The 14,929-nt window shown below is 72.9% G+C and carries 13 protein-coding genes; 5 read left to right on the top strand and 8 right to left on the bottom strand.

Translation table 11 applies throughout. The annotated features are described in order from the left end of the window. Positions 1–2: 2 nt before the first annotated feature. Complete coding sequence (locus tag ACWD10_RS30725) at positions 3–839, bottom strand: SGNH/GDSL hydrolase family protein (protein ID WP_451096824.1); 837 nt, start codon at positions 837–839, stop codon at positions 3–5. 114 nt (positions 840–953) lie between these two features. Here ACWD10_RS30725 and ACWD10_RS30730 point away from each other — a divergent pair, with 114 nt between their 5' ends. Beyond that, positions 954–1,409: a VOC family protein gene (locus ACWD10_RS30730; protein ID WP_451096826.1), complete on the top strand. Its 456-nt coding sequence runs from the start codon at positions 954–956 to the stop codon at positions 1,407–1,409. Positions 1,410–1,461: 52 nt separating this feature from the next. Here ACWD10_RS30730 and ACWD10_RS30735 read toward each other — a convergent pair whose 3' ends face one another. The 4 genes from ACWD10_RS30735 to ACWD10_RS30750 form a co-directional block, all read right to left on the bottom strand. Then, a complete protein-coding gene (locus ACWD10_RS30735; protein WP_451096828.1) occupies positions 1,462–3,129 on the bottom strand; it encodes an ABC-F family ATP-binding cassette domain-containing protein in 1,668 nt (555 codons plus the stop codon). Positions 3,130–3,386: 257 nt separating this feature from the next. Further along, positions 3,387–4,400 carry a hemolysin family protein gene (locus tag ACWD10_RS30740; protein ID WP_451096830.1) on the bottom strand — a complete coding sequence of 338 codons (1,014 nt, stop codon included), beginning with the start codon at positions 4,398–4,400 and terminating at the stop codon, positions 3,387–3,389. Continuing rightward, complete coding sequence (locus tag ACWD10_RS30745; protein WP_451096832.1) at positions 4,397–5,725, bottom strand: hemolysin family protein; 1,329 nt, start codon at positions 5,723–5,725, stop codon at positions 4,397–4,399. Before ACWD10_RS30745 ends, ACWD10_RS30740 begins: the two co-directional genes overlap by 4 nt. 386 nt (positions 5,726–6,111) lie before the next feature. Next, positions 6,112–6,540, bottom strand: coding sequence for a GNAT family N-acetyltransferase (locus ACWD10_RS30750; protein WP_451096834.1), 429 nt, complete (start codon positions 6,538–6,540; stop codon positions 6,112–6,114). A 101-nt stretch (positions 6,541–6,641) separates the two neighbouring features. Here ACWD10_RS30750 and ACWD10_RS30755 point away from each other — a divergent pair, with 101 nt between their 5' ends. The 4 genes from ACWD10_RS30755 (at position 6,642) to ACWD10_RS30770 (ending at position 10,582) form a co-directional block, all read left to right on the top strand. Further along, positions 6,642–7,415, top strand: coding sequence for a DUF72 domain-containing protein (locus ACWD10_RS30755; protein WP_451096836.1), 774 nt, complete (start codon positions 6,642–6,644; stop codon positions 7,413–7,415). Between the two features lie 26 nt (positions 7,416–7,441). Beyond that, positions 7,442–7,720 (top strand): acylphosphatase, encoded by a 279-nt coding sequence (locus ACWD10_RS30760; RefSeq protein WP_451096838.1) that lies wholly within the window; start codon positions 7,442–7,444, stop codon positions 7,718–7,720. 110 nt (positions 7,721–7,830) lie between these two features. Continuing rightward, positions 7,831–8,574, top strand: coding sequence for a Mut7-C RNAse domain-containing protein (locus ACWD10_RS30765; protein ID WP_451096840.1), 744 nt, complete (start codon positions 7,831–7,833; stop codon positions 8,572–8,574). A 73-nt stretch (positions 8,575–8,647) separates the two neighbouring features. Continuing rightward, positions 8,648–10,582 carry a serine/threonine-protein kinase gene (locus tag ACWD10_RS30770; protein ID WP_451096842.1) on the top strand — a complete coding sequence of 645 codons (1,935 nt, stop codon included), beginning with the start codon at positions 8,648–8,650 and terminating at the stop codon, positions 10,580–10,582. Positions 10,583–10,627: 45 nt separating this feature from the next. Here the strand turns inward: ACWD10_RS30770 and ACWD10_RS30775 are convergent, their stop codons facing one another. The 3 genes from ACWD10_RS30775 to ACWD10_RS30785 are packed head-to-tail and all read right to left on the bottom strand — an operon-like array spanning position 10,628 to position 14,756. Next, entirely contained in the window at positions 10,628–13,204 is a 2,577-nt protein-coding gene (locus ACWD10_RS30775) for an ABC transporter permease (RefSeq protein ID WP_451096844.1), read from the bottom strand. Next, a complete protein-coding gene (locus ACWD10_RS30780) occupies positions 13,198–14,067 on the bottom strand; it encodes an ABC transporter ATP-binding protein (protein ID WP_451096846.1) in 870 nt (289 codons plus the stop codon). The genes ACWD10_RS30775 and ACWD10_RS30780 overlap by 7 nt, the downstream gene beginning before the upstream one ends. A gap of 14 nt (positions 14,068–14,081) precedes the next feature. After that, a complete protein-coding gene (locus tag ACWD10_RS30785) occupies positions 14,082–14,756 on the bottom strand; it encodes a class I SAM-dependent methyltransferase (protein ID WP_451096848.1) in 675 nt (224 codons plus the stop codon). Positions 14,757–14,929: the final 173 nt, after the last annotated feature.

Consider the following 14,929-nt stretch of genomic DNA (forward strand, 5'->3'; position numbering starts at 1 on the left):
GGCTACGACTCGACCCGGCGCCAGCCCGTGACCGGTCCCGGACGGGCGTCGTCGACCGGCGTGATCCAGAACGCCCGGCCGTTGGCCGCGTCGAAATGCGCCCCACTCCGGCCGTCCCCGGAGGAACGGCCGGTCAGACGGCGGCCGATCCACGGCACCAGGTGCTCCCGCGCGAACCGCGCGTCGGCCAGGCGCCGCGCCGCCCAGCCGGGGCGCGCCGCGGGCGGCAGCGTGGCCCGCCAGTCCTCCGCGGCCGGGTACCCGAGCCGCTGCCAGACCGCCTCGGCGACCCGGCGGTGCCCCTCGGCCGTCAGATGCAGCCGGTCGACGTCCCAGAGCCGCTGGTCTCCGAGGACGGCGGCGCCGTACAGGTCGACGACGACGGCCCCATGCCGCTCCGCGAGCTCGTCGACGTACCCGAAGAGCTCCTCCATGCGCGGCCGGAACCGTTCGAGGACCGGGCCGTGCCGCCCCGGGCTGCGCATCAGGACGAGCTGCTTGCAGGAGGGCGCGAGCTTCTCCACGGCCTGCGTGAGCAGGGCCCGTACCCGGCCCAGGTCGCACTGCGGCCGGAGCGTGTCGTTCAGGCCGCCCACCAGCGTGACGACATCGGCCTTGAGCGCGGCCGCCGCGTCCGCCTGCTCCGCGGCGATCTGCCCGATCAGCTTGCCGCGCACGGCCAGGTTCGCGTACCGGAAGCCGGGCGTCGCGGCGGCCATCCGGGCCGCGAGCAGATCGGCCCAGCCGCGGTAGGAGCCGTCGGGCCCGCGGTCCGACATGCCCTCGGTGAACGAGTCGCCGACCGCGACGAGACTGGTGTAGCTGACATTCATCTCCATGGCGGAACGGATGCTATCGGGCGGCCCGTGCGCGCTCCGTGCCGGTACGCAGTGTCCCCTGACGTACACGGAAATCAGCTGCGAGAGCCGTCGCCGCGATGGCACCCTGCGCGGATGACCACCCACTACCACGTCTGTTTCGTCGTGCCCGAACTCGAGCCCGCCATGCGGGACTTCAGCAACGCGGCCGGAGTCGAATGGCGCGAGCCGAGGACGCACCGGCTCGGCGACTGGGAGTACCGGCTCACCTTCAGCGCGGGCGGCCCACCCTTCATCGAACTGATCCAGGGCCCGCCAGGAAGCCCCTGGGACGCGTCGGCGGGCGCCCGCTTCGACCACCTGGGCTTCTGGACCAGCTCCCTGGAGGATGGAGCCGCGCGCCTCGAACGGCACGGGCTGCCGCAGGAGTTCAGCGGTTGCCCGTACGGGAGGGCGTTCGCGTACCACCGGATGGAGTCGATCGGGGCGCGGGTCGAACTGCTTGACGCGTCGTTGCAGCCGGGGTTCTTGGACCTGTGGCACCCCGGGGGCTCGGAGATGCCCGTGATCGACGAGAGGGCGTTGGGCTAGGGGTCGTCCTCAAACGCCGGACGGGCTGATAGGGGCCACCCGACACGCCGCCCTAGGCTCCCTCGAACCGCCCTCCGCCCCAGGCCCCCTCGAACCGGCCCTCCGCCATCCACACCCGCTTCCCGTCAAAGCGGTCGAGGAGCCTGCGATCGTGGGAGACGACGATCAGCGTGCCCGGGTACGCCGCCAGCGCCTCCTCCAACTCCTCGGCCAGCGCGGGCGAGACGTGGTTCGTCGGCTCGTCGAGGAGCAGCAGGTCCGCCGGGCGGGACACCAGACGGGCCAGGGCGAGGCGCTGGCGCTGGCCGACCGAGAGCCCGCTGACCGCGACCGTCAGGTCCTCCTCGCGGAACAGGCCGAGGGCGAGCAGCGCCTCCGCGTGGTCCTCGGGGAGACCGCCGAGCCCGGCGGCGAACGCGTCGAGCAGTGGGAGCGGCGAGCCGCCGAAGGGGACCTCCTGCGGCAGGTGGCCGACCTGTGCGGGACGGGTCACCTCGCCGCGGTCCGGGGCGAGTTCGCCCGCGAGGACCGCGAGCAGGGTCGACTTGCCCGCGCCGTTCGGGCCGGTGACCAGGAGCCGGGCGCCGGGTTCGAGGCGCAGGTGGTCCACCGAGAGGCGCCCGTTCACCTCGACGTCCGTCAACTCCACCGGTTCCACGAGGGGTTCGCCGGTTTCCGGGTCGAGCGGCGCGGTCGGGACCGGGACCGTCGCGCGGAAGCGGAGCGGGTCCGGCGGTCGTGGCACCGGTTCCGCGTGCAGCCTGCGCAGCCGCTCACGGGCCTGGCGTACGACCCCGGAGACCTGGCTCTCGACCGAGCGTTGATGCTTCGAGAACTTCGCGAACGTACTGCTGTCCCGCATCCGTCGGCCCGACGCGAGCCGCGCGGCCTGGCTCTCGGCGATCTGCTCCTGCCGCTCGACCTCGTCGCGCCACTCGCGGTACCGCTGCTCCCAGCGGCGCCGGGCCGCGGTGCGCTGGGCCAGATAGCCGGGCCAGCCGCCGCCGTAGCGGGCCACGGTGTGCCGGTCGCCGTCGACCTCGACGATGGCGTCCGCGAACCCGTCGAGGAACACCCGGTCGTGGGTGACCGCGAGCACCGTGCCGCGGTGCGCGCGCAGCCGCTCCTCCAGCCAGGCCAGCGCCGCCGAGTCGAGGTGGTTGGTCGGCTCGTCCAGGAGCAGCAGCTCGGGCGCGGGTGCAAGGACGCAGGCGAGCGCGAGCCGGGCCGCCTCGCCGCCGGAGAGCGAGCCCAGGGTGCGGTCCGGAGCCAGCTGCGGCACGCCGAGCCCGTACAGCGCGGCGTCGAGGCGGGCGTCCGCCCGGTACCCGTCCCGTCCCTCGAAGGCGGCCACCAGATCGCCGTACGCCTTGAGCTCGGCCGGTGACGCCTCGCCCAGGGTCTGCTCCGCGGCCCTGATCCGTCGCTCCAGGTCCCGCAGTTCGGCGAGCGCGTCGTCGACCGCGTCCCGCACGGTGGCGTGCGGGGGCAGCGTCAGGGTCTGCGCGAGATAGCCGGTGCCGCCGTCCGCGACCACGGCCACCTCGCCGTCCGCGGGCGCGGCGAGACCGGCGATCAGGCGGAGCAGCGTGGACTTGCCGGAGCCGTTCTCGCCGATCACCCCGACGTGTTCGCCGGGCGGTACGGAGAGCGAGACCCGGTCGAGCACGGGCCGCTCCGGGTAACCGAACGACACGTCACGAAGGACCAGCTGACTCATCCGCGCCCCTTCCGCGGGCCCTGCCCTAGGGCCTGTGTCGGAAGTCCCGCCTGCCCGACGACGCCGGGCACGCACGCTCGCTGCGTTGTCGGGCGCGCCCCGATACATCCAGTATCGGGGCGACCCTCCGCCTTGCGATCGCACGCACCGACTGCGTCCATCAGCGGCTCCGCCGCGGGCGCGGAGCCCGCCCTCCGGGCATCCGCCCGAAGGGAAGGCGCCGCGACTTCCGACACAGGCCCTACGCCCCCCGGCCCCTACGCGGGCTGCCCGAACAGCTCCCGCAGCACATCCTCCATCGTGACCAGGCCCGCCAGGCGGCCGTCCTGTCCGAGCACCGCCGCCACATGGGTGCGGCTGCGGCGCATCGCCGTCAGGACGTCGTCGAGCGGCGTCAGCTCCCGTACCCGGGCGATCGGCCGTAGCTCCCGGATGCGGAACGGCAGATCCCGGGGCGTCTGGTCCAGGGCGTCCTTGACGTGCAGATAGCCCACGATCCGGCGGCCCTGGTCCACCACCGGGAAGCGCGAGAACCCGGACTCGGCGGAGAGCCGTTCAAGCCGGTCGGGCGTCACGCCGAGCTCGGCGTACACCACGCGCTCCAGGGGGAGCACGACGTCCCGTACCGGGCGGCGGCCCAGTTCGAGCGCGTCGTACAGGCGCTCCTGGGCGCGGTCGTCGATCAGGCCCGCGGCGCCGGAGTCCTTGACCATACGGGCCAGTTGATCGTCCGAGAACGTCGCGTCGACCTCGTTCTTCGGCTCCACCCTGAGCAGCTTGAGCAGGCCGTTCGCGAAGGCGTTGATGGCGAAGATCACCGGACGCAGGGCCCGGGTGAGCGCCACGAGCGGCGGCCCGAGCAGCAGCGCGCTGCGCACCGGCTCGGCGAGCGCGATGTTCTTCGGGATCATCTCGCCGAGCAGCATGTGCAGATACGTCGCCAGGGAGAGCGCGATCACGAACGAGATCGGGTGGATCAGGCCGTGCGGCACGCCCACCGCGTCGAAGACGGGCTCCAGGAGATGCGCTATCGCGGGCTCGGCGACCACACCGAGGACCAGGGTGCACAGCGTGATGCCGAGCTGCGCCGCGGCCATCAGCTGCGACACGTGCTGCAGGCCCCACAGCACGCTGCGGGCCCGCCGGTCGCCCTTGTCCACGAAGGGTTCGATCTGGCTGCGGCGCACGGAGATCAGGGCGAACTCGGCGCCGACGAAGAACGCGTTGAGAACCAGGGACGCCAGGCCGATGAGGAGTTGGACGGCGGTCATCGGCCATCCCCCTCAGCGGTACGGGCCGGGGCGTGCAGGAGCACGCGCGCGGCCCGGTGCCCGGAGGCGTCCACGACGTCGAGCCGCCACCCGGCCACGGTCAGGGTGTCCCCGACCGCCGGGATCTGGCCGAGCTCGGCGGCCACAAGTCCGGCCAGGGTCTCGTACGGGCCCTCCGGGACGCGCAGGCCGATCTTGGCGAGCTGGTCCGTGCGGGCGGCGCCGTCCGCCGAGTACAGGCGGCGTCCGTCCGCGTCCGTCCCGGCCGGGGCCAGATCGGGGGTCTCGTGCGGGTCGTGCTCGTCGCGCACGTCGCCGACGACCTCCTCGACGATGTCCTCCAGGGTGGCCACGCCCGCCGTACCGCCGTACTCGTCGATGACGACGGCCATGGTCCGCTTCCCGGAGATCCGGTCGAGCAGCCGGTCGACGGTCAGGGTCTCCGGCACGAGCAGCGGCTCGCGCATCAGCTCCACGACGGGGAAGCGGGGGCGACGCTCGGCGGGCACGGCGAGGACGTCCTTGATGTGCGCGACGCCGACGACCGTGTCCAAGTTGCCGCGGTAGACCGGGAACCGGGACAGGCCCGTCGCCCGGGTCGCGGACGCCACGTCCTCCGCGGTCGCGGCCGCCTCGAGCGCCATGACCTGCACACGCGGGGTCATCACGTTCTCCGCGGTGAGGTCGGCGAGGTTGAGGGTGCGTACGAACAGCTCGGCCGTGTCCGCCTCCAGGGCGCCCTCCTTCGCCGAGTGCCGGGCGAGCGCGACGAGTTCCTGCGGGCCGCGGGCGGAGGCCAGCTCCTCGGCGGGCTCGATGCCGAAGCGGCGCACGGAACGGTTCGCCGTGTTGTTGAGGTGCGTGATGAACGGCTTGAAGGCGGCGCTGAACCAGCGCTGCGGGGCGGCCACGCGCCGGGCCACGCCCAGCGGCGAGGAGATCGCCCAGTTCTTCGGCACCAGCTCGCCGACGACCATCAGGACGACGGTCGATACGGCGGTGGCGATGATCAGGGCCGTGCTGTGAGCGGCGGCGCGCGGCACGCCGAGGTCGTCGAGCGGCCCGGCGAGCAGCTTGCCGAGCGACGGCTCGGCGAGCATGCCGATGATCAGGCCTGTGACCGTGATGCCGAGCTGCGCCCCGGAGAGCTGGAAGGTCAGACTGCGCGCCGCCTTGAGTGCGCTCTCGGCACCCCGCTCACCGTCGGCGACGGCGCGCTCCAGGGTGCTGCGCTCCACGGTCGTGAGGGAGAACTCGGCGGCCACGAAGACCCCGCACAGCAGCGTGAGCAACAGGGCGAGCAGCAGCAGGAGTACTTCGGTCATCGGGTCACCTCCGTCCCATGATCGGGCAGGGGACGGACGGACGCGCGATGTCGGTACCTCGGCCGGGCGGCCGACGCGCTGGTACTAGGAGGCTCGCCCATGGGCGGACGCTCACACCTTTCGGATAGCGGTTTTCGTAACGATCGATTTCCCCAATAGTAAAGGACCGGCAAATAGCAAAGGACCGGCGGGCAGGGGCTCTAGGGCGTGTCCGATGGGTCAGGCCGGATTCGGACGGCGGCACTGGCCGGGTGGCCCGAGCGGCGTCTGGTGCGTGCAGCTGCAAGGCGGAGGAAGGCGGCGACGCGGAGCGTCGGCAACTGACGACAACGCCGCAGATGTGCGTGCCAGACGCCGCGACCCCGGCAGGACCCATCGGACACGCCCTAGCGGTCCGTCAGCGGCTTCACCCAGCGCCGCCACCGCTCCTCGGGCCCGTAGCCCGCCGCTCGCCACGCGTGCTTGCCCTGCTCGTTCTCGACCAGGACCATCGCGTCCCCGCGGCGCCCACCGAGCCGTACGAAACGCTCCTCCGCGGCGGCGAGCAGCGCACCGCCGATGCCCTGGCGGCGGTGGTCCGGGTGGACCGCGAGCCGGTACAGGTGGCAGCGCCAACCGTCGAAGCCCGCTATCACGGTCCCCGTGAGGACGCCCTCGCACTCCGCGAGGAGCAGGGCCTCGGGGTCCCGCGTGACGAGGCGGGCCACTCCGTCCCGGTCGTCGCTGATGCTCGTGCCTTCGGCGGCCGTACGCCAGAACTCGAGCACGGCGTCGATATCGGCGAGGGTGGCGCAGCGGATGTGGAGATCACTCATGGGGCGAGCCAAGCAGAGCACCGGCCTGCCCGGCGACCGGGTTTCCCTGGGCCCAGCGGCGCCGGTCTGCGGGTCCGCGGGCGGCCGCTGATACTGGCGGCATGAGCGTCCTCGTCGGAACCTCCGGGTGGCAGTACAAGGACTGGCGCGGCGTCCTCTACCCGTCCGATGTGCCGCAACGGCTGTGGCTGGAGGAGTACGCCAGAAAGTTCGCCACGGTCGAGTCCAACAACGCGTTCTACCGACTCCCCACCGAGGAGAACTTCGCCACGTGGCGGGAGCGCACCCCCGACGGCTTCGTGATGGCGCTCAAGGCGAGCCGCTATCTGACGCACATCAAGCGGCTGCGCGCCCCGGAGGAGCCGGTGCACCGCCTGATGACCCACGCGGTGGGCCTCGGCCCACGGCTCGGCCCCGTGCTGCTCCAGCTGCCGCCCACGCTGCGCGCCGACGCGGCCACCCTCGACGCGTGCCTCCGCTCCTTCCCGTCCGGCACCCGGGTGGCCGTCGAGCCGCGGCACGACTCGTGGTGGACGGACGAGGTGCGGGAGGTACTCGAGCAGCGGGGCGCCGCGCTGTGCTGGGCGGACGCCGAGTCCCGGCCGGTGACGCCGCTGTGGCGGACCGCCGACTGGGGCTATCTGCGGCTGCACCACGGCCGCGCCGAGCCCTGGCCGCGCTACGGCCGCCAGGCCCTGACCAGCTGGGCCCGGCGCATCGCCGACACCTGGCCGGACACGGCGGATGTGTACGTCTACTTCAACAACGACCCGGGCGGGGCGGCCGTCCACGATGCCGTCGTCTTCGCCCGCGCGGCCGCGGCGGCGGGCTGTACGGTCAGCCGGACGCCGGAGCACGCGGGACACCCGGAATAGCGGGACACCCGGAATAGGAGGCAGGCATGGCGCGCAAACGCGTGGTGGTCACCGGGGACGTGCACGGCGTCTTCTTCCGCGACACCTGCCGCCGTACGGCCCTGGAGAACGGGGTCGCGGGCTGGGTGCGGAATCTCCCGGACGGGACGGTGGAGGCCGTATTCGAAGGCCCGCCGGACCGCGTGGCGACCCTGGTCGACTGGGCCCACCAGGGCCCGCCCACCGCGATCGTGGACCACGTATTCGTCCAAGACGAGGAACAGGAGGGCCTGAACGGCTTCGAAGTCCGCCCGACTCCTTACTGAGCCATTTCAGCCCGTCCGGCGTTTGAGGACGAGCCCAGTTCAGGGGCGAAAGGGGGGTCTGGGGGCGCAGCCCCCAGGTGCGGCACCCGAGTCGACGGCACGGATACGTGATGCGGAAGAATGAAAATGTGGATGAGTCGGTGCTCCGCCTCCGCTTTCCCGTCGAGCTCCGCCTGTTCCTGCCGTCCCGGCACCGAGGGGCAGGCGAGATACGGGTGACGCCCGACGGCACCTCGTCGCTCGGCCATGTCGTCGAGTCCCTCGGCGTTCCGCTGCCGGAAGTCGGCCTGCTGCTCGTCGACGGGCGGCCCGTCGCTCCCTCGTACCGGCCGCGCGCGGGCGACCACGTGGACGTACGACCCGTAGCGCGCCCGCAGGCACGGCCCGAGCCGCTGCGGTTGGTCCTCGATGTCCATCTGGGCGCACTGGCCCGGCGGCTGCGGCTCGTCGGCCTGGACGCCGCGTACCGCAACGACATGGACGACGACGCGCTGATCGCGCAGGCGAACGCCGAGCGCCGGGTGCTGCTGACCCAGGACCGCGGGCTGCTTCGCCGCAGGGCGCTGTGGATGGGCGCGTATGTGCGCGGCAGTGGCACGGACCGTCAATTCGCCGATGTGCTCGAGCGGTTCGAGCCGCGGCTCGAACCGTGGACCCGGTGCGTGGCGTGCAACGCCACCCCGCTCACACCGGTGCCGAAGGACGAGGTCGAGCACCTGCTGCGGCCGGGCACCCGCCGTACGTACGACACCTTCACGCGCTGCCCGGAGTGCGGCCGCGTCTACTGGCGGGGCGCGCACAGCCCCAGCCTTGAGCGCATCGTCCTGGCCGCGCAGCGCCGGGTCATCCCCTGAGGACGGGTGCGGGTCGGGCCGTCGGGACGCGTTCGTATCATGTGCACTCCACCACACGGGGAGGCGCACAGCGATGGAAGAACTGGCTCCGGACGAGCCCACGGAGATAGCCGGTTACCACCTCAGGGGACGTCTGGGCCAGGGCGGCATGGGCGTGGTCTATCTGTCGCACACCCGCGGCGGCCAGCCGGTGGCGCTGAAGGTGGTACGCCGTGAGTACGCGCAGGACCCGGTGTTCAAGGAGCGGTTCACCCAGGAGGTGACCGCGGCCCGCCGGGTCCAGGGCCCCTACACCGCGCCCGTCCTGGACAGCCGCACCGAGGGCACCGAGCTGTGGCTCGCGACGGCGTACGTCCCCGGACCCCCGCTCTCCGTCGCCGTCTCGCAGTACGGGGCGCTGCCGCTGGAGACCGTTCTGAAGCTGGCCGGTGGCATGGCCGAGGCCCTCAAGACGATTCACGGCGCGGACATCGTGCACCGCGACCTGAAGCCCTCCAACGTGCTGCTCGCCGCCGACGGCCCGCGCGTCATCGACTTCGGCATCGCCCGCGCCGCCGACAGCGCGGCGCTCACCGGCACCAGCGTGGCCCTCGGCACCCCCGCGTACATGGCGCCCGAGCAGGCCACCGGTGGTGAACTCACCCCCGCCCTGGACGTGTTCGCGCTCGGCCTGATCATGTTCTACGCGGTCACCGGCGGGCACCCGTACGGGGGCGATGGCGACAGCTCCCCGCAGGCGGTCCTGTACCGCATCGTCGCCAACGAGCCGGACCTTGAGGACTGTCCGCAGGAGCTGCGCGGCCTGATCCAGAGCTGTCTGGCCAAGGAGCCGACGGCGCGGCCGTCCCCGGAGGACATCGTCGAGCGCTGCGCCGCCCTCGCCGGGCAGGCGGGCCTGAGCCGCGGCGAGGGCTGGTGGCTGCCGCCGGGCGTGGCCGCGGCCGTCGCGGCGCAGGAGCGGCAGACCATGGACGGGGGGTCGAACGCGGGGCCGATCACGCCGCCCCAGGTCACGCCCCCCGGCTTTCGGCCCCCGGCCCCGAGCGCGCCCCCGGCCCAGCCCCCGGCCCCGAGTACGCCCCCGGCCCAGCCCCCGGCCCCGAGTACGCCCCCGGCCGCGGGGCCCCCGGCCCCGAGCGCACCTCCGGCCCAGCCCCCGGCGGGTGCCCCGGGCCCGTTCGCCCAGCTGCCGACGCAGCCCCCGCAGCCCGCGGCGCAGGGGGACGGCACCCGGCGGAAGAGCCGTACCCCGCTGATCGTCGCGGCGGCCGTCGCCGGAGCCCTGGTCGTGGGCGGCGTTGGTTCGGTGTTCGGCTACAAGCTGCTCGCCGAGGACGGCTCCGCGGAGCCGGGCGGGCAGGCCGCGGGGAAGCAGACCCAGGGCGGCGACGCGTCGAACGGCGGCAGCGACGCCGACGCCGACGGCGGCGGCAAGAACGGTGACGTCGACCCCGCCGAGACTCCGGGCGGCTCCACAGGCGGCAACGAGGGTGGCGAGGAGCCCGCCGGGAACACCAAGACCGAGCCGGGCTGGCGCCTCACGCAGCAGGACAAGGCGGTCACCCTCCAGGCGCCCAAGCCGCAGACGTCCACCAGCGTCTCCAAGTGCGACACGATCCACATCGACCCGGACGAGGACTTCCAGATCGCGCACCCCGGCAACATCGGCGCCGCGGACTACCTGGGCGCGCTCGCGTACCACGCCTGCCAGGAGCCGGACGAGGAGGAGGGCCTGCAGGCCACGGCGGGCTCGATCATGAGCACCACCACGCAGGAGTTCCCCACCCCGAGCGCCTGCCTGAAGAGCGCCCGCAACAGCTCGCTGCCCAACCCGGTGCCCCTGGACAAGCTGCGCAACGACTCGGTGTTCAAGGCGAACACCGGGATCTGTCTGGAGACCGAGGAGAAGCGCGTCGTCCACCTCTGGATCCGGAAGATCAACCGGGACACCAAGGACAGCCTGCCGACGTATCTGACGACGGCGACGATGTGGGAGCCGGAGAAGTAGAAAAATGATGGCGGGGTCTGGGGGCACAGTCCCCACGCCCCGTCGTCATTCGTGAGCGATGGCCTCAAGGACGTTCATCCGCGACGCGCGCAGCGCGGGCAGCAGCGCCGCCGCCAGCCCCACCACCACCGACCCCAGGACCACCGCCACGACCGTGCCCCACGGAATGGCCAGCGCGGTCATGCCCTCCAGGGCGAGTACCTGCTGCACGGCCAGGCCCCACACCAGGCCGAGGCCCAGGCCGAGCACCGCGCCGAACACCGCGATCACCACGGACTCCAGGCGGATCATCCGGCGCAGCTGCCGCCGGGACAGGCCGATGGCGCGGAGCAGCCCGATCTCACGGGTGCGCTCCACCACGGACAGGGCAAGGGTGTTGATCACGCCGAGGACCGCGATGACGATCGCCAGGCCGAGCAGCGCGTACACCAGGTACAGCAGCACTGAGATCTGTTCGCGGATCAGATCCTTGTAGTCGGCCTGGTCGCGCGCCTGCACCTGCGGATACGGGTCGAGGACCCGCTCCAGGGTGGCCCGCAGCGTCGCGGGGTCGGTGCCGGGCGCGGCGTTCACGAACAGCGCCCCGTCCTGGACGGCCCGCCCACCGCCGGGCAGCAGCGCGTCCGCCGTGGCCATGCCCATGAACAGGTTGCCCCGCGCCCCAGGACCGCCCGTACCGCCCTGGTCCGTGAGCGCCCCCACGGTCAGCTCGGTCCTGCGGCCGCCGGGGAACTCGGCCGCCAGCTCCGTGCCGACGCGCACCCGGTGCTCGGCGGCGAACGCGTGGTCCATGGCGATCCGGCCCTCGGCCAGCGCCGCCGCCGTGTCCCCGGCGACGTACTCGATGTTCGCGACCTCGTCGAGCCGCGGCTCGTACGCCCCCGCGATGGACTCCACCCGCGTACCGTCCGGCAGCCGCAGCGCGAGCGGCACGAAGCGGTGGCGTACGACGAGACCGCCGCCCGCGGCGGCCTGCACCTTCTCGGTGATCTCCCGCGGGAACGGCCGGAAGGTCCGGTCCTGCACCACGAAGTCGGCGCCGAGCGTCTTGTCGATCTGCTCGTCGAACGACGCCGTCATGGACGCGCTCGCCACCGAAAGCCCGGTCACCAGGGCGAGGCCCACCATCAGGGCGGCCGCGGTGGCACCGGTGCGGCGCGGGTTGCGCAGCGCGTTACGCCGGCTCATCAGGCCCACAGAGCCGAACACCGCGGGGAACGCGGCGCCCAGGACCCGGATCACCGGGCGTACCAGGAGCGGCCCCGCCACGACCGTGGCGATCAGCGTGAGGCCCACACCCAGGCCGAGCAGCGCCGCGGCCGACCCGGTGTCCGCACTGACCGCACACCCGGCGAGCGCGGCCGCCCCGGCGGCGCCGACCAGACCACCCGCCACCGCCCGCACGGTCAACGGCCGCCCCACCCCCGCGACTTCGGCGTCCGCCAGCGCCGCCATCGGCGGGACACGGGCGGCCCGGCGGGCCGGAAGATACGCGGCGATGAGCGTGACACCGACCCCGATGACGTACGCCGCCACCGGAGTCACCCACGCGAACACCATCTCGGTGCTCTTCAGGTTCATCCCGAAGACACCCATCAACGCGATCAGGCCGACCGCGAGCCCGACCCCCGCCGCCAGGCCCAGTGTCGAACCGACGAGACCGAGGAGCAGCGCCTCGGCGAGCACCGAGCGGCGCACCTGCCGCCGGTCCGCGCCGAGCGCCCGCAACAGGCCGAGCTCACGGGTGCGTTGGGCGATCAGCATCGAGAACGTATTGACGATCAGGAAGATCCCGACCAGGACCGACACCCCGGCGAAGCCCACCATCACGTACTTGATGACGTCCAGGAACGTGCCCAGTTGCGCGGCGGCCGACTTCGCCTGCTCGTCCGCGGTACGGAGTTCGTACGCGGTGCCGAGGCGCTCGGCGAGGTTCCGCTTGAGCTCGGCGTCGCTGATGCCGGGCGCCGCGGTGACCGAGATGCCGGTGGCCCGGTCCGGGTCGCCGAGGAGCTTCCGCTGCGCGGTCGGTGTGTCCAGGTAGACGAGGGCCGCGCCCGGGTTGGTGGTCGTGAAGGTGGCGATGCCGACCACCTCGACCTCGAACGAGCCGGGCGGCGCGAGCACCTTCAGGGTGTCGCCGATCGCCACGTCCTTCTTCTTTGCGGTGTCCGCGTCGAGCAGCGCCTCGCCGGGGCCGCGCGGGGCGTGCCCGTCGGTCAGGCGCACCGGACTGCGGTCCGTGACATACCAGTTGGTGGCGATGGTGGGGGCGCCGGTGGTCGGCCCGACCGGTTCGTTGCGCTCGTCGACGACGGTCAGCCGCTCGACGCGCGCGTCCAGGTGGGCGCGCGCGACGCCGGGCACGTCCGCGATGCGCTCGGCCACGTCGGCCGCCAGGGTCGGCGTGGTCCCGGACGGGAGGTGCTCGGCGACGCCCTCCTTCGGGGTGATGGCGACATCGGCCGCGGTCGAGGCGAAGAGCCGGTCGAAGGTACGGGACACCGTGTCCGAGAAGATCAGGCTCCCGGCGACGAACGCCACGGACAGGACGACCGCGAGGGCGGAGAGCGCGAGCCGCCCCTTGTGCGCGAGAAAGCTCCGGAAGGTCGCCTTCAGCATGAGGCCGCCTCTGGGGGGTTCTCGGGGTCGTGGAGTTCGGTGGGTGGAGAGTCGGTGGTTGGAGAGGGAGTGGGGCGCTCGGCGGGTTCGGGGAGCTCCCCGGCGAAGAGGCGCATCCGTTCCAGGACCGCCTCGGCCGTCGGGCCCGGCATCCGGTCCACGATCCGGCCGTCCGCCAGGAAAAGGACCAGGTCGGAGTGGGCCGCCGCGGTCGGGTCGTGGGTCACCATGACCACCGTCTGGCCGAGCGAGTCCACCGCCTCGCGCAGAAAGCCGAGCAGTTCGAGGCTGGCCCGCGAGTCCAGGTTCCCGGTCGGCTCGTCCGCGAAGATCAGCTCGGGCCGCGAGGCGAGCGCCCGGGCGCAGGCCACGCGCTGCTGCTGGCCGCCGGAGAGCTGCGCCGGGCGGTGCGTGAGCCGGTCCCGCAGCTCCAGCGTGTCGATGACCCGGTCGAGCCAGGCCCGGTCGGGCCTGCGGCCCGCGATGTCCATGGGAAGCGTGATGTTCTCGGCGGCCGTGAGCGTGGGCAGCAGATTGAACGACTGGAACATGAAGCCCACGGAGTCCCGGCGCAGCCGGGTCAGCTCCCGGTCCTTGAGCCCGGTGATCTCCCGCTCGCCGAGCCACACCTCACCCGCGGTGACCGAGTCGAGCCCGGCGAGACAGTGCATCAGCGTGGACTTGCCGGAGCCGGAAGGGCCCATGACGGCGGTGAACCGGCCGCGCGCGATGTCCACGTCCACCCCGTTCAGGGCGAGCACCGCGGTCGGGCCGGTGCCGTACGCCTTGGTCAGGCCGCGCGCCCGGGCGGCGATGCCCGCTGGTCCGGCTTGCCCCGCTGGCTCCTCTGGTTCCTCGGTCAACAAAGGCTGCCTCCTTACTCCAGGGGGCGGCGGGCCGTTCCGAGCACGCAGTACGACATCGGCAGCCGCGGCCCCTTCGGCGGGAGCAGCACCCTGCGGTAAGTCTCCACCTCCAGGCCCGCCGCCGCGATCGCGGCCAGCGGGTCCCGCGCGACGTGGCAGCCGCCCGCGAAGAACGGCCACACCGTGCGGTCCAGGGCCCGTTGCACCCCGCGCATCGCCGCGCTCTCCGGGGCGAGGCCGTGTTCGAAGAACCGCAGCTGGCCGCCCGGGCGCAGCACCCGCCGCATCTCGGCCAGGGACCGCGGCAGGTCGCGCACGGTGCACAGCACCAGGGAGGCCACGACCGCGTCGAACGCCTCGCTCTTCACCGGCAGGGCCTCGGCCGCGCCCGGCACCACGTCGACCGGGATCTCGGCGCGGAGGGCCGCCGTCACCGCCAACTGCCTCAGGGTGCGCTCGGGTTCGAGCGCCACGACTTCCGAGACGGTGCGGGGATAGTGAGCGAAGTTCAGGCCGTTGCCCGCGCCGATCTCCATGACGCGGCCGGAGAGGCCGTCGAGGAGTTCCTCGCGGTACGGGCCGACCATGCGTTCGGCCGCAACGCTCTGGCGGGCGTAGAACCGGGCGAAGATGGGGTGGTGGACGGGGTCCCCGGGCAGTTTGTCTGCGGCGCGGCGTGGCGGCATGGGTGTGGCCTCCTCGGGTCGGACCTCTCTCGATTGTCCCCCGGGGTGGGTGATTTTTCCCCAGTCCGCAGGAAAGCCCGCAGGCAAGCCCGCGGCGACAAATCCTGGGCGGACCATCGAATTCATGTACATGTGCTGCGCCTTGGCGCGCCCGATGTCGCTGCCGTCCTCGA

The organism is Streptomyces sp. NPDC002851 (assembly GCF_053591935.1).